This is a genomic window from Pedobacter sp. R20-19, assembly GCF_000708265.2.
Taxonomy (GTDB): domain Bacteria; phylum Bacteroidota; class Bacteroidia; order Sphingobacteriales; family Sphingobacteriaceae; genus Pedobacter.
The window spans coordinates 105063-131347 of sequence record NZ_JCKI01000002.1 but is presented as its reverse complement, the minus strand read 5'-3'; the positions used below and the strand labels follow the sequence as shown (position 1 = coordinate 131347).

Below are 26285 nucleotides of genomic sequence, written 5' to 3'. Positions count from 1 at the left end.
TCATTCTATCATTCAAAATTCACTAATTAATATTTACAAAGCTGCGTTGCTACTAGCTGCAGGAACTCCTGTTCTACCAGTAACTCTACCTGTTTTCATTAAACCATCATAGTGACGCATTAATAAATAGCTTTCAATTTGTTGAAGCGTATCTAAAACTACCCCTACTAAAATTAATAATGAAGTACCACCAAAGAAATGTGCAAACTCTTGTTTAATACCGAATTTAACCGCCAACGAAGGAAGAATAGCAATGATTGCTAAAAATACTGCGCCCGGAAAAGTGATTTTAGAAATGACATCATCAATAAAAGTTGATGTTGCAAAACCTGGTTTAACACCTGGAATAAAACCACCATTTTTCTTCATATCGTCACTCATTTGAGTTGGATTTACTGTTATTGCAGTATAGAAGAAAGTAAATGCGATAATTAAAAAAGCGAATGTTAAGCTATAAGCTAGCGATGTTGTATTGCTGAACTGAACCAACCATGAACCTTGTAATGACGGAACAAATTGCATTAAGGCACCAGGAATGAACATCAATGCCTGAGCAAAGATGATAGGCATAACCCCAGCAGCATTTACCTTTAACGGAATGTACTGACGAACGCCACCAAACTGACGGTTACCAACAATTTTTTTAGCGTATTGTACAGGCACTTTACGTACACCCTGAACAATTAAAATGGTAAACATTACTACTGCAAATAAAGCAACGATTTCTAAAACCAATGCTACAGGGCCTCCACCTTCACTGGCAGATCCTACGCGTGCACTGAACTCCTGACTGATTGCCTGCGGTAAGCGAGCAATAATTCCAGTCATGATAATTAAAGATGTTCCGTTACCAATTCCTTTATCCGTAATCTTTTCGCCTAACCACATTACAAATAATGTACCTGCTGTTAATACAAACGTAGATAACACTAAAAACAATGTATTCGGTAATAAAATAGCTTCAGCCGGAACCTGCGTTTTAACGTAACCTACAGATTGAACGATTGTGATCGCTACCGTTAGGTAACGAGTGATCTGGTTCATTTTCTTTCTACCACTTTCGCCCTCTTTCTGCATTTTTTGGAAAGAAGGAACAGCAATACCCAATAGTTGTACCACGATAGACGCGGAAATATAAGGCATTACCCCTAATGCTAAAATAGATACACGAGAGAAAGAACCTCCGGCAAACATATCGAGTATGCCTAAAAGTCCTGATTTTTCGTTAGCATCTAAAGCAGTTGGATCTACACCTGGTAAAACCACGTGAGATACAAAACGGTATACCAAAAGAATTAAGAGCGTAAACAAGATACGCTCTTTTAATTCTTGAATTTTCCAGATATTACTTAAAGTAGTAAATAGCTTCTTCATTTAATAATTACAATTTTACAATAGAACCACCTGCAGCTTCAATAGCTTTTTGTGCGGTTGCAGAAAACGCATGTGCTGTAATCTCTAATTTTGTTGTTACTTCACCACGACCTAAAATTTTAACTAAGTCATTTTTTGAAGCTAAACCATGCGCTTGGAGAGCAGCGAAATCGATTGTTGTTAAGCTGTATTTTTCAGCTAAAGTTTGCAATACGTCTAAGTTTACACCAACATATTCTGTACGGTTAATTGGCTTGAAACCAACTTTAGGCACACGACGTTGTAAAGGCATTTGACCACCTTCAAAACCAATTTTGGTTTTGTGACCTGAACGAGAACCTGCACCCTTGTGACCACGGGTTGAAGTACCACCACGGCCAGAACCTGTACCACGACCAATTCTTTTGCTGTTTTTTGTAGAACCTTTTGCAGGTTTTAATGTATTTAAATTCATTTTTTTGAATTTGTGTTGCCCTTCGCTTTCACTAAACAGGTACAACGATAAATAAATAATGATTGAATTTTGAATGATTGAATGTTTGCAATATACTCATTCATTCACTCAAAACTCATTCATTTAGTAATTCTCTTAAATCGCTTCGATTGCTACCAGGTGATTCACTGCGCGAACCATACCGATAATTTGCGGTGTAGCTTCAACCTCCACACTTTGGTTCATTTTAGATAAACCCAAAGCCTGAACGGTTCTCTTTTGGCGCTCGCTTCTGTCGATAACGCTTTTTACTTGTGTTATTTTGATCTTAGCCATGATATTATCCGTTAAATACTTTGTTTAAATCTATACCACGGGTTTGAGCTACTGTATAAGCATCACGCATTTTTGTTAATGCATCGACAGTTGCTTTTACCACGTTATGTGGGTTAGATGAACCTTTAGATTTTGCCAATACGTTATGTACGCCAGCACTCTCTAATACAGCACGCATTGCACCACCAGCAATTACTCCGGTACCTACTGCAGCTGGTTTAATTAAAACAAAACCTCCTGAAAATTTACCAATTTGTTCGTGAGGAACAGTACCATTTAAAATTGGAACTTTTACCAAGTTCTTTTTAGCATCATCCACACCTTTAGCAATTGCTTCAGTTACCTCTTTCGCTTTACCCAAACCGAAACCAACAACACCGTTCTCATCACCTACAACAACAATTGCTGAGAAGCTGAAAGTACGACCACCTTTGGTTACTTTGGCAACACGTTGTATACTAACCAAACGATCCTTTAATTCGATATCGGTGGTTTTAACTCTTTTTATATTGATAGTTGACATCTTACTTTTTCTTCAGATTAAAATACTAAACCAGCCTCGCGAGCACCTTCTGCTAACGATTTTACACGACCATGGTATAAATAGCCGTTTCTATCGAAAACAACTTGTTTAATACCTGCAGCGATTGCTTTTTCAGCAACTAGTTTACCTACAGCCACTGATTGGTCACTTTTGTTTCCAGTACCAGTAAAATCTTTCGATAATGATGATGCTGATGCAATTGTTTTACCGGTTATATCGTTAATTACCTGCGCATAAATCCCTTTATTGCTTCTATATACAGATAACCTTGGACGTTCTTCCGAACCGGTAAGTCTTTTTCTGATCCCTTTTTTAATACGATCTCTTCTTGATAATTTTTTACCTGCCATGATTACTATTTTTTAGACGCTGATTTACCTGCTTTTCTTCTTAACACTTCACCTACAAACTTGATACCTTTACCTTTGTATGGCTCTGGTGCACGTAACGAACGGATTTTCGCTGCTACCTGACCGATCAATTGTTTGTCAATACTTTCTAAAATGATTTTAGGTGTCTGACCTTTTTCTGAAGATGTAGTTACTTTAATCTCTTCTGGTAATTGGAATACATAGTGGTGGGAATAACCTAAAACTAAATCAAGTGTATTACCTGTGTTTGTAGCACGGTAACCAACACCTACTAATTCTTGAGTTAATTTATAACCTTCTGTAACACCTACAACCATGTTGTTAAGCAATGAGCGATATAAACCGTGTAATGCTTTGTGTTTCTTTTGTTCTGACGGACGTTGAACTGTTAAAATTCCGTCTTCCTGACTTACAGTGATATCTGAATCTACTGCTTGTGTTAATTCACCTTTAGGTCCTTTTACACTTACTACATTATCATTAGATACTGTAATGGTAACACCTGAAGGGATTGTAATTGGGGCTTTTCCTATTCTTGACATTGTGCTGTTCTCCTAATATTAATAAACGTGACACAATACCTCACCACCAATGTTTAATTTGGCTGCTTCTTTATCGGTCATTACACCTTTTGAAGTAGATAAGATTGCGATACCTAAACCGTTTAATACTCTTGGCATATTTTCAACACCAGCATAGTTTCTCAAACCTGGTTTACTTACTCGCACTAATGTACGAATAGCAGGAACTTTAGTTATTGGATTGTATTTCAAAGCAATTTTAATAGTGCCCTGAACTGTAGTATCTTCAAACTTATAGTTCGCGATGTAACCTTTATCGAAAAGAACTTTAGTAATTTCTTTTTTAAGGTTTGATGCAGGAATTTCTACAACACGGTGGTTGGCCTTAATGGCATTCCTTACTCTTGTTAAATAATCTGCTATTGGATCTGTATTCATTTTTTATTGTTTTTGATAGTGGTTTCCTTTCCCGATCTCACATCGGGATGGGACCTGCTACCGGTTAAAATTCTTTTAAAAGCAAAAAGACTAAAGCACAAAGACTAAAGCGACATACACTCGCTTTAGACTTTGAGCTTTCAGCTTTAAGCTTATATTACCAAGATGCTTTTTTAACACCCGGTATTTTACCGTCTAGTGCCATTTGGCGGAACGTAACCCTTGAAATTCCAAAGGTACGCATGTAACCACGTGGACGACCAGTTAATTTACAACGGTTGTGTAAACGTACTGGAGATGAGTTTTTAGGTAATTTATCTAAACCTTCGAAATCTCCTGCAGCTTTTAATGCTGCACGTTTTTCAGCGTATCTAGCTACCAATTTTTGGCGCTTAACTTCGCGTGCTTTTACACCTTCTTTTGCCATTATTCTGCTGTTTTTTGATTTTTAAATGGTAATCCGAATTGTTTCAATAACTCAAGTGCTTCAACATCAGATTTCGCCGAAGTTACGAAAGTTATATCCATCCCTAAAATTTTATTGATTTTATCTATATTAATTTCTGGGAAGATGATTTGCTCGGTAACACCTAATGTATAGTTACCTTTTCCATCAAATCCTTTATCGTTAATACCTTTGAAATCACGAATACGTGGCAAAGCAACAGAGATCAAACGATCTAAGAACTCGTACATATTGTTATCACGTAACGTTACACGTACACCTACTGGCATACCTTTACGTAATTTAAAGTTTGAGATATCTTTTTTAGAGTTAGCCGGAACTGCTTGTTGACCAGTGATGGTTGACAATTCAACGATTGTCGTATCCATGATCTTTTTATCAGTTACAGAAAAACGACCTACACCCTGATTGATACAGATTTTTTCCAATTTTGGAACCTGCATTACAGTTTTGTACTGGAATTTCTCTTTTAATGCATTTACAACTTCTTCTTTGTATTTGCTTTTTAATCTAGGTGTAGCCATTATTTAATTTCCTCCCCTGAAATTTTAGCAACTCTAACAATTTTACCATCAGCGTTTAGTTTACGACCAACGCGGGTAGCTTTACCAGATTTTGGATCAACCAACATCAAGTTAGAAATATGAAGAGCAGCCTCTTTTTTAATAATACCACCGTTTGGATTTGCAGCATTTGGTTTAGTATGTTTAGATACTAAGTTAACGCCTTCTACAATGGCTCTGTTTTTATCTATTTGTACTGAAAGTACTTTTCCTTGTTGACCTTTTGAATCGCCAGCAATTACTTTAACTAAATCTCCAGTGCGGATTTTAAGTTTTGATGGTGTATTTACTTTGTTTCCCATTTTATAATACCTCCGGTGCTAATGATACAATTTTCATGAATTGTTTTTCACGTAGTTCTCTCGCAACCGGGCCAAAGATACGTGTACCTCTTGGCTCATCCTGTGCGTTCAATAATACAGCTGCATTATCGTCAAAACGGATATAAGAACCATCTTTACGACGGATTTCTTTTTTAGTTCTTACAACAACCGCTTTTGAAACTGTACCTTTTTTAATATTACCTGACGGTAATGCGCTTTTTACGGTAACAACTACTTTATCACCAATTGAAGCATAACGTTTGCCGGTTCCACCTAGCACGCGAATTACCAATACTTCTTTTGCGCCGCTGTTATCAGCAACGTTTAATCTTGATTCCTGTTGTACCATCTTATTTAGCTCTTTCTAAAATTTGTACCAATCTCCAGTTCTTGTTCTTACTCAAAGGACGAGTTTCCATGATTAATACAGTATCACCGATACCACATTCATTTTTCTCGTCGTGAGCCATAAATTTGGTAGTTTTCTTAACGAACTTACCATAAATCGGGTGCTTTACTTTACGCTCAACGCTCACTACAACAGATTTGTCCATCTTGTTGCTTACTACTAGTCCCGTTCTTGTTTTTCTTAATTGTCTTTCCATGTCGACTCTCAAATTATTTAGTTTCAGTAGCTGACTCAGTGTTTTTCACTTTAGTCAACTCAGTGTTTAAACGGGCTATGTCTTTCCTTACTTTCGCAATACGCGAAGGATTTTCGATAGCTGAAATAGTGTGTGCGAACTTTAATTTTGATAAGTTCTCTTTTTCTTCCGCAATCTTAGCTACTAATTCTTCTTTTGAAAGCCCTGTGATTTCTGAATTTTTCATTTTTCTTTTTCTTTTACGTTGAGTGTAGCGGTTATAATAAACAAGTATTTACAACATTCACCTCAACACTTTACTATGCTTCTACGTAATCTCTACGTACTACGAACTTGGTTTGGATTGGTAATTTCTGAGCTGCTAAACGCAATGCTTCTTTAGCTACTTCTAAAGGCACACCTTCAGCTTCGAAAATTACGCGACCAGGTCTTACTACTGCTACCCAATACTCAGGAGCACCTTTACCTTTACCCATACGTACCTCAGCAGGTTTTTTAGTTACCGGTTTGTCCGGGAATATTCTGATCCATACCTGACCTTCACGTTTCATGAAACGTGTTACGGCGATACGGGCAGCCTCTATCTGGCGACTTGTGATCCAAGTTGCTTCTAAAGATTTGATACCGAAAGATCCGAATGCTAATTCAGCTCCACGAGAAGCTAAACCCTTCATTCTGCCTTTTTGCATCTTCCTGAACTTCGTTCTTTTTGGCTGTAACATTTTATTTTGTTCTAATCGTTAAACGATGTTAATAAATCAATTATTTACGAGGACCTCTGTTAGCGCCTGCGCCACCACCTCTATTTGCTCCGGGACCGCCTTGACCTGGACCACGACCACCACCTTGGTTTCCACCACGTCTGTCGTTACCACCGCCACGGTTATCTCTTCCACCACCTCTGTTATCTCTTCCGCCGAAAGCTGGTTTCTCTGATGCGCCTTTTGGACCGTTGTTTGTTGAACCGATGTTCGGAGACAAATCACGTTTTCCATAAACTTCACCTTTACAGATCCAAACTTTAACACCTATTTTACCATAAGTAGTTAAAGCCTCAGCTAAAGCGTAATCAATATCAGCACGGAATGTATGCAAAGGCACTCTTCCTTCTTTGTACTGCTCAGTACGTGCCATCTCAGCACCACCTAAACGACCAGAAGTCATGATTTTGATCCCTTCAGCACCCATACGCATAGTTGATGCGATAGAAGATTTCATTGCTCTACGGAATGAGATCCTTGCTTCTAATTGTTTTGCAACACCTTCTGCAACTAATTGTGCATCAAGTTCTGGGCGTTTAATTTCAAAGATGTTAATTTGAATTTCCTTTTTAGTTAATTTCTTTAACTCTTCTTTGATTTTATCAACCTCAGCACCTGCTTTACCGATTACGATACCTGGACGAGCTGTGTGAATAGTTACCGTGATACGTTTTAACGTACGCTCGATTACTACTTTTGCAACACCGCCTTTAGCGATACGGGCAGAAAGGTATTTTCTTATTTTCTCATCTTCAACTAATTTATCGGAGTAGTTGTTGCCACCGAACCAGTTAGAATCCCATCCTTTGATGATACCTAACCTGTTACCTATTGGATTTGCTTTTTGTCCCATTTCCTAAAATTAGTTTTGAGTTGTTTCTGTACTTTTACTATCTACAATCAGCGTTACATGGTTAGAACGTTTACGAATTCTATATCCACGGCCTTGAGGAGCTGGACGTAAGCGTTTTAACTGACGGCCACCATCAACCATAATTGTTTTAACAAAAAGTTGATTTTCTTCAGGACGGGCACCTTCATTTTTAGATTCCCAGTTTTTGATCGCAGATAATAATAATTTCTCAACTCTTATTGCTGCTTCTTTATTGGTAAACTTTAAAATGCTTAATGCTTTCTCTACACGTTCACCTCTGATAAGATCTACAACCAAACGCATCTTACGCGGTGAGGTTGGACAATTGTTTAATTTTGCTATTGCTTCCATTGTCTAATTATTTTTTCTTTTCAGCGTGTCCTCTGAATGTTCTGGTTGGAGCAAATTCTCCCAACTTGTGACCAACCATGTTTTCTGTAACGTACACAGGAATAAATTTATTACCGTTGTGTACTGCAAATGTATGATTAACGAAATCTGGTGAGATCATTGATCTACGAGACCAAGTTTTGATTACCGACTTTTTGCCTGAATCATTCATAGAGTTTACTTTTTTCTCTACGTTATGGTCAATATACGGTCCTTTTTTTATCGAACGAGCCATTATTTCTTCCTTCTCTCTATGATGTAACGATTAGAATATTTTTTAAGTTCTCTGGTTTTAAAGCCTTTAGCTAAAACGCCATTTCTTGAACGTGGGTGACCACCTGATGACCTACCTTCACCACCACCCATTGGGTGATCGACAGGGTTCATCGCTACCGGTCTAGTTCTCGGACGACGGCCCAACCAACGTTTACGACCTGCTTTACCTAATACTTCGTTTGCGTGATCTGAGTTAGATACCGCACCGATAGTAGCAAGACAAGTAGTCAAGATTAAACGGGTTTCGCCTGAAGGCATTTTTAAAGTAGCATATTTACCATCGCGGGCAGCTAATTGTGCATAAGCACCTGCACTACGAGCCAATTGTGCTCCTTTTCCAGGGTGAATCTCCACGTTGTGGATAATAGAACCTAATGGAATGTTAGATAATTTTAAAGTGTTACCTACTTCTGGTGCTGCAGTTTCGCCCGATAATAATACCGAACCAACTTGCAATCCTTCAGGAGCAATGATATAACGCTTCTCGCCATCTGCATAATGTAACAATGCAATGCGGGCAGTACGGTTTGGATCGTATTCAACAGTAGCTACTGTTGCAGGAATATCAAATTTATCACGTTTGAAATCAATCAAACGGTATGATTTTTTGTGACCACCACCCATGTAGCGCATAGTCATCTTTCCTGTGTTGTTACGTCCACCAGACTTTTTTGATGATACAACCAATGATTTTTCGGGCGTGGTTGCTGTAATCTCCGTAAAACTAGCACCAACTCTGAAGCGGGTACCTGGAGTAACTGGTTTAAATTTTCTTAAGCCCATAGTTATAATGAATTATTAAATTAAAGGGTTGCGTAATAATCTATTGTTTCGCCATCTTTCAACGTTACGATAGCTTTTTTGTATTTCGGGCTACGGCCAGAAACAAAACCTGCTTTAGTGTAACGTGATTTAGCTTTTCCATCAACAACCATTGTGTTAACTGCAACGATGGTTACACCGTACAATTTTTCAATAGCTGCTTTAATTTGGATTTTGTTAGCCTTGTGGTTAACGCTAAATGTGAAACGGTTAGATTTCTCAGTTAAAGCTGAAGCTTTTTCGGTTAATATTGGTTTTTTTAAAATGTCCATATTATTTGGCAAACGCCTCCTCCAAAGTTTTAACAGAATCAGCAGTTAACACAAGCACACCAGCATTTAATACATCATAAGTATTTAAATCTGCTGCCGAGATTACTTTTGTTTTCTGAACGTTTCTGCTTGATAAATAGATATTATTATTTTGTGCAGGTAAAACCAATAAAGTTTTTTGAGTACCTACGTTTAACGCAGCCAATAAACTGGTATAGTTTTTAGTTTTAGCAGTATCGAAGTTGAAATCTTCTAAAATTACCACGTTGTTATCTTTTGCTTTATAAGCTAAAGCAGACTTACGTGCTAACGTTTTTAATTTCTTGTTCAATTTAAAGCTATAATCACGTGGTTGAGGACCGAAAACACGACCACCACCGTTAAATAACGGAGATTTAATGCTACCAGCACGTGCACCACCTGTACCTTTTTGCTTGTATAGTTTACGGGTCGAACCTGCAATCTCATTACGTTGTTTAGATTTGTGAGTACCTTGACGTTGGTTAGCCAAATACTGTTTTACATCTAAATAAATCGCGTGGTCGTTAGGCTCGATACCAAATACCGATTCAGGAAGTTGCACCTTGGCACCTGTTTCTTTACCTGAAATGTTTAATACTTTAACTTCCATCTGATTACTTGTCTAAGATTACGTAAGAACCTTTAGCTCCTGGAATGGAACCACTAACTACTAATAAGTTTTGCTCAGCATAAACTTTCAAAACCTGTAAGTTCTGAACTTTTACCCTGTCTCCACCTGTTCTTCCTGCCATGCGCATTCCTTTGAATACACGTGAAGGGAATGATGATGCTCCCAATGAACCTGGGGCACGTAAACGGTTATGCTGACCGTGAGTCTGCATACCAACACCGGCAAATCCGTGGCGTTTTACAACACCTTGAAAACCTTTACCTTTTGAGGTACCTACAACATCAACAAAATCGCCTTCTGCGAATGCTTCAACAGTTACTACATCACCTAAGTTAAGTGAAGTCGTAAATGAATCAAATTCTACCAGCTTGCGTTTCGGAGTTGTGTTTGCTTTCGCGAAATGGCCTTTCAATGGTTGAGTTGTGTTTTTCTCTTTTTTCTCATCGTAACCCAACTGGATTGATGAATAACCATCTACTTCTTCGGTTTTTACCTGTGTAACTACACAAGGCCCAGCCTCGATTACCGTACAAGGAATGTTTCTTCCTTCGGCATCAAAGATACTGGTCATTCCTACTTTTTTTCCAATAATTCCTGACATTTTATCTTTTCTTTTTAACACCCATCGAAGCAGTAGGGCTTCGTTCAAGGTGGTTGTACATCCCCCTAAAGGGAGGGCAAAGATAGACAAGAAATATTAATTTTCAAATAGTTAGCGAAATATTTTTTCAAATAAATTGCTGATATGATGGGATTTAACTTTTAAAGACACGTTAAAGCCGTAAATTAGATTTTAAACTGCTTGGTAACAATCTAAGCAAGAGTATATTTATTCCACTTTTATTTATAAAAACCATTCATACAGCAGGTTAGCGATACATCATATCAAGAATGTTTTATTTCCTTATCTATAATTATTAGTAAAAAAGCCTATCACCGTATCTATAACATTGATAGTTAAGAATATCACCTATTACGGCATTACCAAGGCTTATTGCATGATATGAAATTCATCATCTAAACTTTATCATTATAAAAGAAGTAGTTTCCCATGCCTACTTGTTTATCTAGCGTAAACAATATCCTATTAATTATAACAGCATCATCATGAGGCCCAACGTAATAAGCCGGAACCCCATTCTCACCAAATTCAATAGCTATTATTGGAATACGGTCATCATCTTCTTCAAGTATAAACTGGCCTACTTTCCAATCCGGATGTGGTTTGAAGCCACAACTCTCAGCAAAAGCTTCTGCACCATATATAATATTGTGCGCCATGTTATACTCAATCACTTCCCCATTCATGTACGATACCAGATCTTCAAACTCATCTGTAGGAATATTAAACTTAAAGGCAGAATCTTTGATTCCTAAGCATTTTAGATCAATAAGATAGATGCCTATGGTGAAATTTCCATTGATGTGTGCCCGACTTACCAGTACGTTTGCAACACCACTCTTTTCCCAATTATGAGAGATATAACATTTGCCCAATGGTAATTGCCTGGCCCGTGATCTAATGAAATTCTCGGGTTTTTGAAATAGCTGAATAACTTTACCAGTTTTTGCCATGATTTGTGAAAACTATTAACACAATTTTGAATGTTCTAATGCATTTAAAATACATATTTTTCGATATTCTGAAAACATCGGGTTTAATGCGCTAAACCTCCATTCAAACTGATGGTAATAATCGTTAAAATAATTAAGCCTATTAATACGTATAGATAATCCTTTTCTATCAAGAAGCTAAAAATAGCAAAAACGATGCGTGCTACCGGTGTAAAAATTAACATCAAAATTCCAAACTGCACAATGGCATCACCATGAAAAGTGAGTAGGCCTTTAAAAATGGCTGCAATAGAAGAGAATTTGGCAAGCTCTGGTTTAAACACCTTATAATCTGTAATAACGCCCTTATTATGAATCAGAAAGATAACACCTCCAATGAGTACAATGGTCATGGATATAATTACTCCTGCCCGCAATAAGGTACCCAGTATAACCTGAATGTCTTTATCATTGATATTTTTATTTACCGCACTCATGATTATAATCCGCTGATTCCTTTATAAATCATTTGAATAGCTAAAAAGGTTACAACGATTGCAAATACAATTTTTAATTTATCTGTTTTAGCCTTTAATAGAACTTTTGAGCCAACAGTAGCACCAGTTAATACACCTATACAAACGGGCATGGCAATTCCTGGATCGATCTGGCCACGATGCAGGTAAACAATTGCACTGGCTGCTGCTGTTACGCCCATCATAAAGTTACTGGTGGTGGTAGAAACCTTAAATGGTAAACGCATGATATTATCCATAGCAATAACCTTTAAAGCACCACTTCCAATACCGAGTAAACCCGAAAGTGTTCCGGCAAAAAGCATCATTAAGAAACCAGCAGGTACATGTTTTACAGCATATTGATGATCTGTGCCTTTATCAGGATAAGATCCATTCAATTTAAAAAATTTGGCCCATTTGTCTGTATCATCTAAAGTAGTATGGTCTACTTTTTTCTTAAGTGTCATAATCGCAGAAAAAATCAGGATACATCCAAATATGATAGCAATATAGTTGGCATTTAGATAAACGGCTACAATTGCGCCACATATGGCCCCTACAGTAGTGGCAATCTCCAGAAACATTCCAATCCGGATATTGGTAATCCCCTCTTTGACATAAGCTGCTGCAGAACCTGATGAAGTTGCTATAACTGAAACAATAGAAGCACCTATGGCATAGTGAATATCAACACCTAAAGCCAGGGTAAGTAATGGAATAATGATTACGCCACCCCCTAAGCCTGTTAGGGAACCCAATAAACCAGCCAAAAAAGCACCTAACAAAACAATTATGGTAAACAGCAATACCGACATGCAGGCAAATATAATGTACTGATTTTGGGTAAACGAAAGATTATCTGAATAAAATAAAGTCTATATATCAAGGGGATAAAATAGAATTTTAAGGCAAGGAAGAAATGAGTGATTGAATGAAAGAATGAAGAAATGAGTGAGTTCTTAATGAGTGAATATAGCATATGCCATTCTTTCATTCAAAATTCAATCATTCTCTCATTTGAAATTCAATTATTCTACATTTTATAGTGAAGCTTACTTTCCTTATTCAAATCAACATTCTTAAAACTTTCCAACAGCTCAAAAGCGATTTGCCTAATCGTTTCCGGGATAGGGTTGATAGTTGTTTTATTACCATTGGTATCCGTAATTTTCCATCCAGAAGTATTGATTAGTAATGAATCTGTATTGGCTACTGATTTAATTATTTTCGCTCGTGTGAAGGCATTACCATCCGAATCGATAATCAATTTTTTATTGTTCCACCAGTTTTCATAAGATACCTTCACTAATGCTAACCTATCCAATTTGGCTAAATATGTCCAGCCCCTTTCAGCATGGTGTTCCAATTTTAACAAGCCAATAAAATTGGTGAGTGTTTTTGAATTATAAATTTCAGAACTACAAAGGAAATCAAGGTGAGTAAGTTTGAGCTGACTCAATAATGATTTAGATTGATTAGAGTTGTTAAAAATTAAGGCAATTTTTACAGATATATCATGAATAATAGCTTCATTTCCGTTATCATATTCGCCACAAAGCGCAGCAATATCTGTTAAGTGATGTTGCAATAACGAAACCAATTCAGGTTTATTCAAAACGGTTTTCATATTGAGAGACTATTTCCCCAACCTTTTAATCATTTCAGCACTTAAGTCTCTCCCATCATTTAACCGATTGGCAAAAAATGATTTTGCAGCCTCAAAATGTGCTTTATAACCCTTCAAATCTCCATAACCAATAATAGATGCCCATTCATGTACAGCGGTATGAAATTCCAGGTCGTCACCGCGAATGGATTTATCATATAAAGCCGTATGAATAGACTCTTCAAGCATTTGTTCATTTTTAAAAAGGTACTCTGCAATGCCCAACCTTAATTTAAATGGTGGTGTCTGACAAATTAAATTATCGTAAGGATTTACCCCCATTTTATACCAGGCATAAACCATACTCAATAAACTTAAATGCGAATTAGGTTTTTGTTTATGGCTTGCATCAGAAAGGCTAAACTCTTTCATAATATTATCATCAAGCAATAAAAGCGAGCGGCTTTCATGGAAAACGAAATCACGGGCAGCATAAATTTTAGATCGAAATTCAGTCTCATTTTCACAGATCATTAATTTATATAGTTCAGATTCTGCCTGAGCATAATATTTAACCTGCTTCTGCGCATAGGGATTTAAGATGGCCAAACCGGCATATATATGAGATTTGTAGCTGAAAATTCTTAGCGTTGTTAAAATTTTAACATTATCAATTCCGCCGGCATAAGCAGGATTATCCCATGGAAAAAAGCCTGCATTTTTCCAGGCTGAGCCCATGCTCTCGAAACCCATGTGGGTAACGGCTTGCGTATCGGCAACAATGCGATCGTGTTCCCGATAATCGTCCATTTCAATAATGTTCGATTTTAAAGCTTTATAAATTTCTAATGCTTGTGCATACACTTCATCTTTGGCCCTGTGGCGAACCACTACCAATGTTTGTCCTTCGGGACTAAAAGCAGGGCCATGAAGAGAATGACAGGTTACAATTTGAGTATCAGCAGGAAGATGTTTTTCAAAAGCAGCAATTTCAGGGTGCTTTACAGAAGTTTGTCCGGAAACAATAGCACCAAATTTGGTTGAACGTGCAAAGGTAGCCACTACCTCATCTATCTTCTCGGCTTCGACACAATAAATAATGAAATCAGATTTACGGGCCACCTCGTGTCCATCGATTAAAATTTCGATGCCTTTAGGTTCAAGCTCATTTTTAAGATCGGTAAAACGCAAGGGTTGATCTGCACCGCATACTTTATAACCGGCACTTACAAACGAAATGGCGTATAATTTACCCATATCACCCAACCCAATAATTCCTATTTGCATAGAACAAATGTAATCTATCACACTTAATTTATAATAAAACCGTGATAAAATTGTTAATTTATAAATAATATAACATCATCTTTATGCATCATCAATGTATAAAAATGTAGTTTTACACTTTAATACCTATAATATCACTATGCAGAAACTTAAACCAACCCTATTATTTTTAGTAGCCATGCTATTTGTAAATATTGCATTCGGGCAGGCTAAACAAGACACTTCGAAAAATACTGATCCATCTCTAAATGGCCAGTATAATTTTATGCTGAAAAAATCTAAAAGTTTATATGGTGCAAAACTGATTAACCCATCCAGGTTATCGGCTTTATGGAAAAGTGTTAATGATACTTTGAGAAAAGAAAGAAAACAACTTCAGGAAGCTAAAAAAGAAATAAAAGCACAAAGTGATAACATCGCCAGTTTGAAAGGTGAAGTTACAGGCAAAGAAAGTTCACTTGCTAATGCAACTGCATCCGTAAATGAAATAAAATTTTTAGGGATAGCTTTCAATAAAGGTACTTACAACACTATTGTTTGGGCAATCATTATTATACTGGGAGCTGGTTTAGCAATTGTAATTTTTCAATCCGGAAAATATCGTAGGGAGGCCACCTATAGAACACAACTTTACCAGGAGGTAGCCGATGAATTTCAAACCCATAAGGTAAAAGCAAAAGATAAAGAGATGAAACTTGCCCGTGAGTTACAGGATGAACGCAATAAATGGGATGATTCCAGAGGCAGATAATTAATCAATTTGAATTTTATCAATCAATACGTATTGATTGATAAAATTCCTGCTAAAAATAACTTATCACTTGCGGCTAATCCATTTGGGTTACAGCCTAATTTTCCTTCCGGTACCTCAAGGTTTTGTTTTTTGTAAAACTCCATCCAAAATTCATCTGTTTTGTTAGTTTTCGGATTGATAAAGCTCATTGGTTCTAAAGTGAAGATATGATTTTTTCTAAAGCACCTTTCAATAAAGTCAGAGCAATAATAAGAACTATCATTCAGGATATACGTCCAGTTATATGGCTTGCCTAACATCTTTTCAGCAAATAATATGGCATCAGGAATGGCCTTCTGAAAATTATTCTTTAGTCTGTAAACCACTATTTTATTATCTGCCACTTTTTCTGATTGATAAAATGCCTGGATACTTTCCTTTATGCTTCCCTTTTTTGAGGAGGCATGGAGTACAAATATGGAATCAACGCTTTTTTCAATGATTCCGATATGATCAAAAGCAATAGAATCCTTTTTTTGTGTCACCCGGTTAATGGCGCCTGAAAGATTGGCTTTTTCGGCACCAACAAATACTAAATCTCCATTTTCTAAATCATTCAGGGTAACATTTTGTGCGTTAGCGAATGATGCAAGAAATAATAAGCCAGTAATAAAAGTAAATATCTTCATCGCATTAAGCTTATGTTTCTGATGGAAAAGAAATGCCCTTAATGTTCCGATACAAATCTACGGCGTACAAATCTGTCATTCCCGAAACAAAATCTAAAACGCTTTGTGTACGCGAATAAATATCCGTTAAATCTGTATGGTACTGCTTAGGAATTAACTTAACTAGTTTCTGGTAATAATGCGTGTTATTATTAATCAGCGCTGGTACAAATTCTTCCAGTAAGCCTGCCATAATTTTATAACCTGCCACTTCTTTTTGAATTACAGATGAGAAATTATAAATCCTTTCTACTGATACTTTTTCAATTGCTTTCCATGCTGTTAAATATGGTTCCGGCAGTAGATCAGTTAAACTGTTATTCAGTTCACCTTTCAATAACAATTCTTGTTCTTTAAAAAAGATTTGTGCGCAAATGTTGGTTAGCGTATTAATGGCTTTAGCCCTTAGCAACCCTATTTTTGCATCATCATCTTCGTAATCGTTTTTTAAACGATCTTCAATAGTTAGGGAGTTAGAAAATGGCAACAAATAATTCTTAACCTCTTCATATGATAATATTTTCAATCGATGCGCATCTTCCAGATCAATAATACTATAACAGATATCATCTGCCGCTTCAACTAAATAAACCAGTGGATGGCGTTTATAAATCAGATACTCACTTTCCTCCTGAGCTAAATTTAACTCTGATGCAATCTTTCTAAATGTTTCTTCTTCCGATTGAAAAAAACCATATTTCTTTCTGTGCAAAAGCTTTTTTTGTCGTCCTGCTATTGATGCGCATGGATATTTGGCTATGGATGCCAATGTGGAATATGTTAAGGCATAAGCATCATTTCCCTTCCCTTTTAAAGGATGGGTTAAAATCCTAATCGCATTCGCATTACCCTCAAAATTTATAAGGTCATGCCATTGCGAATCGTTCATATCCTTTTGATAGATTTGTCCATCACCATCAGTAAAATAGCGTGATATTGCCGCTTCTCCTGAATGACCAAAAGCAGGATTTCCAAGATCATGGGCCAATGCCGCTGCCGCTACAATATTTCCTACCTCATTTAGTAATGGTACCTCTTTAATTAAAGATGGTTGATGCTCTTCTACACTGTTTAGAAAAATGTTGGCCATAGAACGGGCTACACTGGCTACTTCCAAACTATGCGTTAACCGATTATGTACAAACACACTACCTGGCAAGGGGAAAACCTGTGTTTTATTTTGTAAGCGCCTAAATGGTGAAGAAAATATTAACCTGTCGTAATCTCTTTGAAAATCAGAACGAGCCTTGTCCCGGTCGCCAGTCCAACTCTCCTGTCCAAATCTTTTATTTGATAATAGGTATTTCCACTCCATCTGATACTTACTTTTAAATTTCGCCCGAAGTTAAACAAAAGAAAAAACTCACGTTAAAATTTATGTAAGCTTTTATTAATTACCTATTCATTTAAACAGGATATGAAGATCTGCCAGGCTTATTTCAAACCATTTGCTCATGAAGATGTTCTTTATAAAAATACAATTATGAAAACGAGCATTTATAATAAGGATGAGCATACCGAAGGCTACATCGGAAATGGTAATACTGATCAAAAATCTGACGTTCAGAAAGCGTATGAAAAAGGTAATGAGGGTAATGATGTTACTGCTTTTGGGCAAGCACCAATAGCTGAAGACAATTCAAATGACATTATTGCGGGCAATATAAATGCCAGAGATGGCTTTGACAATTCTGGTACACAAGGCCGGGATTCTTTAAGTGATGACACCTACAATAGCACAAATGAACAACATACAGTTGATAGTGCGGCCAGCGAGACTGGGAGTTCATCAGATGATTTTAATGAAAATAAAGATTCGATTATAAAAGAACGTGATGAGGACGACGTACTCAACACAGGGATTTAAACTTACTAATATGGGACTACTAAAATATGTAATAATTGGTACAGCAACCGTTTATGGACTGCAATATATTACTAAAAAAAGACTGCTTGATGGGAAATCTATTGTTGATGATTGGATTGAAAATGCACCAGAATTAATTAAAGAAGTTAATCAGCTAAGCAAAAATATTAAACGAGACTATAAACAAACCAGCGAATTATATTAGCACGCCGACATTTCTTAAGTTGATTAATAAAATATTAAAGGGATTGTATTAAATATATCCCTTTTAATATTTATAAATCTTTCCCTCCCAAGCCTTTTTCCTGATCGCTATTTCTAATACTAGGATCTTCACTACTACTTAAATTTATATTTTTTAATTCTTCATTAACATCACAATCACTTTCTTCCAATTTAGAAAGATGATTTTTATCAGGAATATTTTTCCTTTTAAATGGAGAATCGCTAATGGCATGACCATAAGTGGCTTCGCCATTATCCCACTCTATATTATTTTCATCAAGTTTATTACCCTGAATATTTTCCTGATCATCATGTGCATTATTTAACTTGCTCATCTTTTCAATATTTAGTCTAGTATTTATTAACAACACAGCGCTGACTCAGAAAGTTTGATAGCTGAATACTTTATGTAAACTATTTATAATATTTATTAGAAATCTTCATAAACCTATAGCCTACAAAAAATCCTTTTTAAGGATTGAGAATGTGATGACAGGTAAAAATTAACTTGCATACACCATATGCTATTTTACACCATTGGATTGATCAACATCTCCTTTCGGATTATCAACATCATTTTTATCTGAGCCATTTTCATCTCTATCCTTCGGCGGATGTTCCATTCTACTTTCTTCTAAATCAGAAAAATCACTTCCCTTTTGATTGGCTACTTCGCCATGTGAGGCAGGTTTTTTGATTGATTCTTCTTTTGGATCTGCAAAATCCTGACCTTCAATTGGTAAATTTTCTTCTTCTTTTAATGGCTTTTTCATACTTATTAAACCTGTGTGATTACTTTTTGTTTGAAAATGATTAGGCACAAAAAAAGGCCGCAATTTAACATTGCGACCTTTTTTATTTTTTAAATCAATTAAACTTTGATTTCAACTTCAACACCACTAGGTAATTCAAGTTTCATTAAAGCATCAACTGTTTTAGAGTTAGAGCTGTAAATATCTAATAAGCGTTTGTAAGCGCATAATTGAAATTGCTCTCTAGCTTTTTTGTTTACGTGTGGAGAACGTAAAACAGTAAAGATTTTTTTCTCTGTAGGAAGTGGAATTGGACCACTTACAACTGCACCCGTAGGTTTAACAGTTTTTACGATTTTCTCAGCAGATTTATCTACTAAGTTGTAATCGTAAGATTTTAATTTAATTCTGATTCTTTGGCTCATCTTATTTTTAATTATGATTCCCTGTTAGAGCTATTAACAACAGGAACCGGATTTATCTTTTAGTATCAAGATTAAAGTATCGAGTATCAAGATAGAAAACCCTTCTTGATACTCGATACTAAATACTTGCTACTAGCAATTAGTCTTCAGATTTTATTCTTCCTTTAGATTTAGCAATTACTTCATCCTGTACGTTTTTAGGCGCAGCTTCATAATGATCAAATTCCATTGTAGAAGTTGCACGTCCTGAAGTGATTGTACGTAATTGTGTTACATAACCAAACATTTCAGAAAGCGGCACAGTTGCTTTAATTACCTGAGATCCGTTACGCGTATCCATACCTAATAACTGACCACGACGACGGTTCATATCACCGATTACATCACCCATGTTTTCTTCAGGGGTTAAGATTTCGATTTTCATGATTGGCTCCATCAAAGTAGGTTTACATTTAGGTAAAGCCTCGCGGTATGCCATTTTAGCGGCAAGCTCAAATGATAAAGCATCTGAATCGACTGCGTGGAATGAACCATCAGTTAAACGAACTTTCATATCAGGAAGTGGATAACCTGCTAATACACCATTTGCCATAGAAGCGGCAAAACCTTTTTCTACTGAAGGAATAAATTCACGAGGGATTGAACCACCCGTAATTTCATTTACGAATTGTAAACCACCTTTTTCGAAATCAGCATCAATTGGAGAGATAACTACTGAAATATCAGCAAATTTACCACGACCACCTGATTGTTTTTTATAAGTTTCGCGGTGTGTTGTTGTACCAAAGATAGCTTCTTTGTAAGCTACCTGTGGCGCACCTTGGTTAACTTCTACTTTAAATTCGCGTTTTAGACGATCAATTAAGATGTCTAAGTGAAGCTCACCCATACCAGAGATCACAGTTTGACCAGTTTCCTGATCAGTTTGAACTCTGAATGTTGGATCTTCTTCAGCTAATTTAGATAAGCCCATACCTAATTTATCAACGTCAGCTTGAGTTTTAGGCTCAATAGCTAAACCGATAACTGGCTCAGGGAAGTTCATAGACTCCAGAATGATTGGGTTTTTCTCATCACATAGTGTATCACCAGTTTTGATATCTTTAAATCCAACTACAGCAGCAATATCTCCAGCAGCTACATTAGGAACTGGGTTTTGCTTATTAGCGTGCATTTGGAAGATACGAGAAATACGCTCTTTACTTTCTGAACGAGTATTGTAAACGTAAGAACCAGCGTCTAGGTTACCTGAATAAACACGGATAAAACATAAACGGCCTACGAATGGATCAGTTGCAATTTTAAATGCTAAAGCTGCAAATGGCTCTTTAATACTTGGTTTTAATAATACTTCTTCGCCTGAATCAGGGTTAGTACCTACAACACCTTCAGAATCTAAAGGTGAAGGCAATAACTCCATCACGTAATCCAACATGGTTTGAACACCTTTGTTTTTGAAAGATGAACCACAAACCATAGGAACGATTTTAGCATCTAAAACTGCTGCACGTAAAGCATCTAAAACTTCGCGTTCTGTAATTGTTTCTGGGGCATCGAAGAATTTCTCCATCAACGACTCATCATAATCAGCTACAGATTCTAATAATTTTTCTCTCCACTCAGCAACTTCGTCAATCATATCCTCAGGGATAGGCACTTCAGTAAAGGTCATCCCTTTATCGTGCTCATTCCAAACAATACCACGATTGTTAATCAAATCAACCACACCTTTAAATCCGTCTTCAGCACCGATAGGTAATTGCAATGGAACTGCATTACTACCTAACATATCTTTAACTTGTTTAACAACTTTTAAAAAGTCAGCTCCAGAACGGTCCATTTTATTAACGAAACCGATACGGGCAACATTATAGTTGTTAGCCAAGCGCCAGTTGGTTTCTGATTGAGGCTCAACACCATCAACTGCAGAAAACAAGAACACTAAACCATCTAATACACGTAAAGAACGGTTTACCTCTACGGTAAAATCTACGTGTCCTGGTGTATCAATAATGTTCATGTGGTAAGCCTGTCCTCTATATTTCCACTCAACCGTAGTTGCGGCAGAAGTAATGGTGATCCCACGCTCTTGCTCTTGTGCCATCCAGTCCATTGTTGCAGCACCTTCGTGCACTTCACCAATTTTATGACTTACACCAGCATAATAAAGAATACGCTCTGTTGTTGTAGTTTTACCTGCATCAATGTGAGCCGCGATTCCAATATTTCTTGTAAATTTTAAATCTCTTGCCATTGTATTTTTTTTGATTTATCTGATTTTAAATGATTACACCGATTATGTTAAAAACAAATCGGTGTAATTTATTTAATCAGTATAATCTTCTAATTAAATCTGTGTAATCTTACTAATTTGCTAATCACCACTAGAAACGGAAGTGAGAGAACGCTTTGTTAGCCTCAGCCATTTTATGCGTATCTTCTTTCTTCTTAACAGCAGCACCTTCACCTTTAGCAGCAGCAACGATTTCGCCAGCTAATTTCTCTTTCATCGTTTTTTCACCACGACGACGAGCGTATAAAATTAACCATTTCATACCTAAAGCTGTTTTACGCTCTGGTCTAACCTCAGTTGGAACCTGGAAGTTAGCACCACCAACACGACGAGATTTAACCTCTACAGCTGGCATAATGTTAACTAAAGCACGTTTGAATATCTCTAAACCGTTTTCACCTGCTTTTTTCTCAGCAATTTCAACAGCATCATAGAAAATAGAGTAAGCGATAGATTTTTTTCCATCGTACATCATATTATTTACAAAACGAGTTACTTGAACATCGTTAAATTTTGGATCAGGAAGAATAATTCTCTTCTTTGGTTTTGACTTTCTCATTTCTTATTTCCTCCCGATTATTTCTTTTTGCCTTTTGCAGGTGCAGCAGCTGCTTGACCTGGCTTAGGACGTTTAGTACCATATTTAGAACGACGTTGGTTACGACCAGCAACGCCTGATGTATCTAATGCACCACGAATAATGTGGTAACGTACACCTGGTAAATCTTTAACACGACCACCACGGATCAATACGATTGAGTGTTCCTGTAAGTTGTGACCTTCCCCAGGAATGTATGCATTCACCTCTTTACCGTTCGTTAAACGAACACGGGCTACTTTACGCATTGCTGAGTTTGGTTTTTTAGGGGTAGTGGTGTACACACGTGTACATACACCTCTTCGCTGTGGACAGCTGTCCAACGCTGGAGACTTACTCTTGAACTCCAGTGCTACTCTACCTTTTCTAACTAATTGTTGAATGGTTGGCATTGTGCTTTTTTAATTTTTTATTTAATTATTTTACCGCTCCCCCGGCATCCTTACAGATAGCCTATAAAACGGACTGCAAAAGTAGAACAATTCTTTTTATAAATCAAGGGGTTAGCGCAAAAATTTTTCGGTTGGAAGTTATATAGTTTACAGTTAAAGATTAGGGAGTTGTAATTCAGTTGATAGTTTTCAATCGATGGATGCTGTAATTTTGTAGTCCGTTTTTCTTTTGCCGCTGATTAAGTTACTAACGCTCATATGCATCATGCCTATAAGCGTTAGTAACTTTCATCATAACAAACTAAACTCAAGTTTCTGTAGAACATTAATTCACCGTACTCCGCGGATTACTTCTCTCTTTGGATGCTCCTGCCTTACTGATCTTGTAATTTAGCGATAGATAAAAATATCTAGTGATGGTGTTGAAACGAATATCCTCTATTCTGCTTCCATTAATTGTTCGGTCTATATTTGTATTTTGATTTAAAATATCAAATCCTTTTAAAGCCAGGGTTATTCTTCTATTCATAAAGTATTGCTCAAAACCAGCATTCAATAGAAACACATTATTATTAAATCCATCTGCCCGGCCAGCTGTACCATTGTGCTGCAATTCGCCGCTTAAACGGGTATTTTTAATAAACTCATAACTAAGACTTGCACTGTTAGAGAAATTGAAATACTTATTATCGATAGCGCCTGGCTGTGAATTATTCACCCTACTATATTGAACACTGATATAAATTCCGGCGTTTATTTTATCATCAATATCGTAACTTACATTTGCATTCGGCCCGAAATTGTACCGGTCGGTAATATTTTTCTCGTTGTTGATAAAGGAAGTGCCGTGTGAGACAAATAAATTGATCCCATAACCTGTTCTCAAACCTTTGATTTTTGTAGGCTGACCGAAATTGGTACCGGTATTGATGTAATAGTTACCATCTACATTTACAGGTTGCACATATTGAATGCCATCCCTGTAAATGATGCTATTACCAACATCATCTAAACTATAATTAATTAAAAAATAACCATTCCAGTATTTATTATTATCAGCACTGAAGGTATTGAAATTCACAGATAAGCGATGGCTTTTTCTAGCTTCCAGATCTGGATTTCCCTCACGCCGGTACAATGGATTAGTATTGTTTTGAACGGGTTGAAGATCATTTACCGATGGTAGATTAACACTTGCATTATAATTTAATTGAAGTGTTTGATTATTGGTGTTTCTGAAATTAAGACTAAACCTCGGCAGGATGTTATAATATTTCCTTTCAATATTATTAATATTAACACCTGCACTATTAAAAGCTGAAGCATCTAATCCAGTCTCCTGAAATCCAAAACCCAAATTATAAGTCCATTGTTTACGGTTATAAATCAAACCTAACCGAGCAGTTTGCGTCCATGTTCTGTTTTCTAACAGATTACTGAGATCAGGAACAACGGTATCGTAAGTATTATTTAGCGGATTGTAACTTAGCGTTGATTGTTGTGCATCGACTTTTCCGTCGTTTCTGATATAGGCGATATTACTATTCAATTTCTTATCAATAATCGGTCGGATATAGTTGATGGCAACAGATGTACTTCTCGACTTATTTTGTTGTTCTGCTTGTTGGTTTAAGTCGGTAATATCCACACCTCCCGCCTGATAATTATTGATAATCGATTGATTTAGCCAATTGGAGTTAAAAGTATTTTGTGTTCCGTTTAAGCTGATAATGACAGATCCTTTTTTTAGGCGGCGCGTGGCCGAAAGTTCTCCAAAAAAAGCTGGTGTAAAATTTCGCTGATCCAGGAACTGGTTGCCATCATTTGTTTTTCCGGCAAGATCAAGCGTGGTATTAAAATCTCTGCTGTTGATATTAGTAGTATAATTTAAGATGGCATTAGACCGAAAAGTAAGATCTGTTAACGAATCAGGATGATATTCTATTTTGAAGTTAAAACGATGCGCCTGATTATCCGAATTTCGATTGGAGATTTCATTCGTCCTCAATACATCATCTTCGTTAATATCTTGCACGTTGGAAAACCTCGTTCCTAAACCTTTGCTGAAATAGGTGAAATAACTGCTGCTCAGTGTCAATTTGTCTTTAGCTCCCCAACTATTGCTAAAATTTACGCCACCACTATGGGTAGTAACCGCTCCCATTGCGCTATTATCAAAAACTCCGGAGCCGCCAATGGTAGTCCGCCCATTATTAACGTTTATAGAAAAACCTCCACCACCGGGAGGGGCAAAAATATTTCCTAAATTACCACCTGTAAAACTACTTAAATCTTCATATTGAAAACTAGCATTACTCACGTTATTACTCATACCTAAAATAGCAAACTGCATTTTTTTGGTAAAGTGATTTGCACTTAAATAACTATTATATTTATCTGTTGTACCGCCAAATAAATTTGCATTCCCAAACCAACCGTTTTTTTTATCTTCTTTGATGGTTAAATTAAGTACCTTTTCCCGCTGACCATCATCGATTCCTGTGGCTTTTGCTTCGAGCGTTTTGCTATCGATTAATTGAACCTTGGCAATTACATCTGCTGGTAAGTTTTTGGTGGCTGTTTTTGGATCAGTACCAAAGAAATCTTTTCCATCAACGGTTAGCCGGGTTACTTTTTGTCCTTGCACCAGAATACTTCCGTCTTTATCAATAGTTACACCAGGTAATTTCTTCAATAAATCTTCCACTGCTGCATTGGGCTGAGTTTTATAAGCATCGGCATTAAACTCAACAGTATCCTTTTTGATAGTGGCAGTAGCGTACTTTCCTGCAATGGAAACATCTTTCAGTGCAATAGCATCTTCCTTCATTTTTAGCGTTCCTAAATTCAATATTTTTCCATTAACATGAATGGCTTTCGAAGTTGGATTATAGCCCATGGCTGATATTTTTACCAAATAATCTCCGTTAAGCACGTTTCTAAAGGAAAATTCGCCTGATTTATTGCTTACCACTCCTACTTTCTTTATAGAATCAACTTTGCTTGTCAGAACAATTCCTACATACTCTAAAGGCAGATTAGTTTTTTCATCGATAACTTTACCAGTAACAGCAACTCCTTCTTGTGCGAAGACTTTCGTAGACAATAAGCATAGTAAAATAAGTAAGCAATTTTTCATAGATAAAATGATGATTTTAGTTTGTTTGTGATGGAAAGTTCAGTTCAACTTCGATTATAAGACACAAGAAGAATCGAAATGTGACAACAATTTTCATTTTATTTGAAAAAAAAAAAATCACCGCTAATGATCGGATGAATATCTGCA

At 36.6% G+C, this 26285-nt stretch carries 38 protein-coding genes; 3 read left to right on the top strand and 35 right to left on the bottom strand.

Going from position 1 to position 26285, the window contains the following annotated elements:
* Positions 1–33: 33 nt before the first annotated feature.
* The 26 genes from secY to AN34_RS04275 form a co-directional block, all read right to left on the bottom strand.
* On the bottom strand, positions 34–1374 hold the full coding sequence (gene secY / locus AN34_RS04400) for a preprotein translocase subunit SecY (protein WP_029282713.1): 1341 nt from the start codon (positions 1372–1374) through the stop codon (positions 34–36).
* 7 nt (positions 1375–1381) lie between these two features.
* On the bottom strand, positions 1382–1828 hold the full coding sequence (rplO, locus tag AN34_RS04395; protein WP_029282711.1) for a 50S ribosomal protein L15: 447 nt from the start codon (positions 1826–1828) through the stop codon (positions 1382–1384).
* A gap of 135 nt (positions 1829–1963) precedes the next feature.
* Positions 1964–2143 carry a 50S ribosomal protein L30 gene (gene rpmD, locus AN34_RS04390; RefSeq protein ID WP_029282709.1) on the bottom strand — a complete coding sequence of 60 codons (180 nt, stop codon included), beginning with the start codon at positions 2141–2143 and terminating at the stop codon, positions 1964–1966.
* A gap of 4 nt (positions 2144–2147) precedes the next feature.
* Positions 2148–2666, bottom strand: a complete 519-nt coding sequence (rpsE, locus tag AN34_RS04385; protein WP_010599893.1) for a 30S ribosomal protein S5 — start codon at positions 2664–2666, stop codon at positions 2148–2150.
* Positions 2667–2683: 17 nt separating this feature from the next.
* The gene (rplR, locus tag AN34_RS04380) at positions 2684–3037 is read right to left on the bottom strand and encodes a 50S ribosomal protein L18 (RefSeq protein WP_029282707.1); all 354 of its coding nucleotides are present in this window, start codon (positions 3035–3037) and stop codon (positions 2684–2686) included.
* Between the two features lie 5 nt (positions 3038–3042).
* On the bottom strand, positions 3043–3600 hold the full coding sequence (rplF, locus tag AN34_RS04375) for a 50S ribosomal protein L6 (RefSeq protein ID WP_029282704.1): 558 nt from the start codon (positions 3598–3600) through the stop codon (positions 3043–3045).
* A gap of 18 nt (positions 3601–3618) precedes the next feature.
* Positions 3619–4017, bottom strand: a complete 399-nt coding sequence (gene rpsH, locus AN34_RS04370; protein ID WP_010599896.1) for a 30S ribosomal protein S8 — start codon at positions 4015–4017, stop codon at positions 3619–3621.
* Positions 4018–4174: 157 nt separating this feature from the next.
* Positions 4175–4444 carry a 30S ribosomal protein S14 gene (gene rpsN / locus AN34_RS04365; RefSeq protein WP_010599897.1) on the bottom strand — a complete coding sequence of 90 codons (270 nt, stop codon included), beginning with the start codon at positions 4442–4444 and terminating at the stop codon, positions 4175–4177.
* Entirely contained in the window at positions 4444–5010 is a 567-nt protein-coding gene (gene rplE / locus AN34_RS04360; protein WP_088301915.1) for a 50S ribosomal protein L5, read from the bottom strand. Before rplE ends, rpsN begins: the two co-directional genes overlap by 1 nt.
* Positions 5007–5348 (bottom strand): 50S ribosomal protein L24, encoded by a 342-nt coding sequence (rplX, locus tag AN34_RS04355; protein WP_029282701.1) that lies wholly within the window; start codon positions 5346–5348, stop codon positions 5007–5009. The genes rplE and rplX overlap by 4 nt, the downstream gene beginning before the upstream one ends.
* Before the next feature lies 1 nt (position 5349).
* The gene (gene rplN, locus AN34_RS04350; protein ID WP_010599900.1) at positions 5350–5718 is read right to left on the bottom strand and encodes a 50S ribosomal protein L14; all 369 of its coding nucleotides are present in this window, start codon (positions 5716–5718) and stop codon (positions 5350–5352) included.
* 1 nt (position 5719) lies between these two features.
* Positions 5720–5974, bottom strand: a complete 255-nt coding sequence (rpsQ, locus tag AN34_RS04345) for a 30S ribosomal protein S17 (protein WP_010599901.1) — start codon at positions 5972–5974, stop codon at positions 5720–5722.
* 13 nt (positions 5975–5987) lie between these two features.
* The gene (gene rpmC / locus AN34_RS04340; RefSeq protein ID WP_025145217.1) at positions 5988–6200 is read right to left on the bottom strand and encodes a 50S ribosomal protein L29; all 213 of its coding nucleotides are present in this window, start codon (positions 6198–6200) and stop codon (positions 5988–5990) included.
* Positions 6201–6273: 73 nt separating this feature from the next.
* The gene (gene rplP, locus AN34_RS04335; protein ID WP_010599903.1) at positions 6274–6696 is read right to left on the bottom strand and encodes a 50S ribosomal protein L16; all 423 of its coding nucleotides are present in this window, start codon (positions 6694–6696) and stop codon (positions 6274–6276) included.
* Positions 6697–6736: 40 nt separating this feature from the next.
* The gene (rpsC, locus tag AN34_RS04330; protein WP_029282699.1) at positions 6737–7588 is read right to left on the bottom strand and encodes a 30S ribosomal protein S3; all 852 of its coding nucleotides are present in this window, start codon (positions 7586–7588) and stop codon (positions 6737–6739) included.
* Between the two features lie 9 nt (positions 7589–7597).
* Positions 7598–7960, bottom strand: coding sequence for a 50S ribosomal protein L22 (gene rplV / locus AN34_RS04325; RefSeq protein WP_029282697.1), 363 nt, complete (start codon positions 7958–7960; stop codon positions 7598–7600).
* A 7-nt stretch (positions 7961–7967) separates the two neighbouring features.
* Positions 7968–8234 carry a 30S ribosomal protein S19 gene (gene rpsS / locus AN34_RS04320; RefSeq protein WP_010599906.1) on the bottom strand — a complete coding sequence of 89 codons (267 nt, stop codon included), beginning with the start codon at positions 8232–8234 and terminating at the stop codon, positions 7968–7970.
* The gene (gene rplB, locus AN34_RS04315) at positions 8234–9058 is read right to left on the bottom strand and encodes a 50S ribosomal protein L2 (RefSeq protein WP_029282695.1); all 825 of its coding nucleotides are present in this window, start codon (positions 9056–9058) and stop codon (positions 8234–8236) included. The genes rpsS and rplB overlap by 1 nt, the downstream gene beginning before the upstream one ends.
* Positions 9059–9078: 20 nt before the next feature.
* Positions 9079–9369 (bottom strand): 50S ribosomal protein L23, encoded by a 291-nt coding sequence (gene rplW, locus AN34_RS04310; RefSeq protein ID WP_029282693.1) that lies wholly within the window; start codon positions 9367–9369, stop codon positions 9079–9081.
* Between the two features lies 1 nt (position 9370).
* Positions 9371–10000, bottom strand: a complete 630-nt coding sequence (rplD, locus tag AN34_RS04305; protein WP_029282691.1) for a 50S ribosomal protein L4 — start codon at positions 9998–10000, stop codon at positions 9371–9373.
* A 4-nt stretch (positions 10001–10004) separates the two neighbouring features.
* Entirely contained in the window at positions 10005–10622 is a 618-nt protein-coding gene (gene rplC / locus AN34_RS04300) for a 50S ribosomal protein L3 (RefSeq protein WP_029282689.1), read from the bottom strand.
* Positions 10623–11038: 416 nt separating this feature from the next.
* Positions 11039–11596, bottom strand: coding sequence for a hypothetical protein (locus AN34_RS04295; protein WP_051666228.1), 558 nt, complete (start codon positions 11594–11596; stop codon positions 11039–11041).
* An 83-nt stretch (positions 11597–11679) separates the two neighbouring features.
* Positions 11680–12072, bottom strand: a complete 393-nt coding sequence (locus AN34_RS04290; RefSeq protein WP_029282685.1) for a DUF1634 domain-containing protein — start codon at positions 12070–12072, stop codon at positions 11680–11682.
* Between the two features lie 2 nt (positions 12073–12074).
* On the bottom strand, positions 12075–12908 hold the full coding sequence (locus tag AN34_RS04285; protein ID WP_029282684.1) for a sulfite exporter TauE/SafE family protein: 834 nt from the start codon (positions 12906–12908) through the stop codon (positions 12075–12077).
* A gap of 218 nt (positions 12909–13126) precedes the next feature.
* Positions 13127–13720 carry a hypothetical protein gene (locus AN34_RS04280; protein ID WP_029282682.1) on the bottom strand — a complete coding sequence of 198 codons (594 nt, stop codon included), beginning with the start codon at positions 13718–13720 and terminating at the stop codon, positions 13127–13129.
* A gap of 9 nt (positions 13721–13729) precedes the next feature.
* Positions 13730–14986 carry a prephenate dehydrogenase gene (locus tag AN34_RS04275; protein ID WP_029282680.1) on the bottom strand — a complete coding sequence of 419 codons (1257 nt, stop codon included), beginning with the start codon at positions 14984–14986 and terminating at the stop codon, positions 13730–13732.
* 139 nt (positions 14987–15125) lie between these two features.
* Between AN34_RS04275 and AN34_RS04270 the strand changes: the two genes are divergently transcribed.
* Positions 15126–15737 (top strand): hypothetical protein, encoded by a 612-nt coding sequence (locus tag AN34_RS04270; RefSeq protein WP_029282678.1) that lies wholly within the window; start codon positions 15126–15128, stop codon positions 15735–15737.
* Between the two features lie 23 nt (positions 15738–15760).
* On the opposite strand, the gene AN34_RS04265 is transcribed toward AN34_RS04270, so the two are convergent.
* Both AN34_RS04265 and dgt read right to left on the bottom strand, forming a co-directional pair.
* Positions 15761–16408: a YiiX/YebB-like N1pC/P60 family cysteine hydrolase gene (locus tag AN34_RS04265; RefSeq protein ID WP_082468319.1), complete on the bottom strand. Its 648-nt coding sequence runs from the start codon at positions 16406–16408 to the stop codon at positions 15761–15763.
* 10 nt (positions 16409–16418) lie between these two features.
* Complete coding sequence (dgt, locus tag AN34_RS04260; RefSeq protein ID WP_029282675.1) at positions 16419–17762, bottom strand: dGTP triphosphohydrolase; 1344 nt, start codon at positions 17760–17762, stop codon at positions 16419–16421.
* A gap of 168 nt (positions 17763–17930) precedes the next feature.
* Between dgt and AN34_RS04255 the strand changes: the two genes are divergently transcribed.
* Positions 17931–18314: a hypothetical protein gene (locus tag AN34_RS04255; protein ID WP_157263181.1), complete on the top strand. Its 384-nt coding sequence runs from the start codon at positions 17931–17933 to the stop codon at positions 18312–18314.
* A 10-nt stretch (positions 18315–18324) separates the two neighbouring features.
* Complete coding sequence (locus tag AN34_RS04250; RefSeq protein ID WP_036676544.1) at positions 18325–18519, top strand: hypothetical protein; 195 nt, start codon at positions 18325–18327, stop codon at positions 18517–18519.
* A gap of 70 nt (positions 18520–18589) precedes the next feature.
* On the opposite strand, the gene AN34_RS04245 is transcribed toward AN34_RS04250, so the two are convergent.
* The 7 genes from AN34_RS04245 to AN34_RS04215 form a co-directional block, all read right to left on the bottom strand.
* Complete coding sequence (locus AN34_RS04245) at positions 18590–18874, bottom strand: hypothetical protein (protein ID WP_029282670.1); 285 nt, start codon at positions 18872–18874, stop codon at positions 18590–18592.
* Positions 18875–19063: 189 nt separating this feature from the next.
* Positions 19064–19312: a hypothetical protein gene (locus tag AN34_RS04240; protein WP_036676541.1), complete on the bottom strand. Its 249-nt coding sequence runs from the start codon at positions 19310–19312 to the stop codon at positions 19064–19066.
* 98 nt (positions 19313–19410) lie between these two features.
* A complete protein-coding gene (rpsJ, locus tag AN34_RS04235; protein ID WP_008244591.1) occupies positions 19411–19716 on the bottom strand; it encodes a 30S ribosomal protein S10 in 306 nt (101 codons plus the stop codon).
* Positions 19717–19855: 139 nt separating this feature from the next.
* Complete coding sequence (gene fusA / locus AN34_RS04230; RefSeq protein ID WP_029282666.1) at positions 19856–21970, bottom strand: elongation factor G; 2115 nt, start codon at positions 21968–21970, stop codon at positions 19856–19858.
* A 130-nt stretch (positions 21971–22100) separates the two neighbouring features.
* On the bottom strand, positions 22101–22568 hold the full coding sequence (rpsG, locus tag AN34_RS04225) for a 30S ribosomal protein S7 (protein ID WP_029282664.1): 468 nt from the start codon (positions 22566–22568) through the stop codon (positions 22101–22103).
* Positions 22569–22585: 17 nt separating this feature from the next.
* Positions 22586–22999: a 30S ribosomal protein S12 gene (gene rpsL, locus AN34_RS04220; RefSeq protein ID WP_010599925.1), complete on the bottom strand. Its 414-nt coding sequence runs from the start codon at positions 22997–22999 to the stop codon at positions 22586–22588.
* 325 nt (positions 23000–23324) lie between these two features.
* On the bottom strand, positions 23325–26138 hold the full coding sequence (locus AN34_RS04215) for a TonB-dependent receptor (RefSeq protein ID WP_082468318.1): 2814 nt from the start codon (positions 26136–26138) through the stop codon (positions 23325–23327).
* Between the last annotated feature and the right edge of the window lie 147 nt (positions 26139–26285).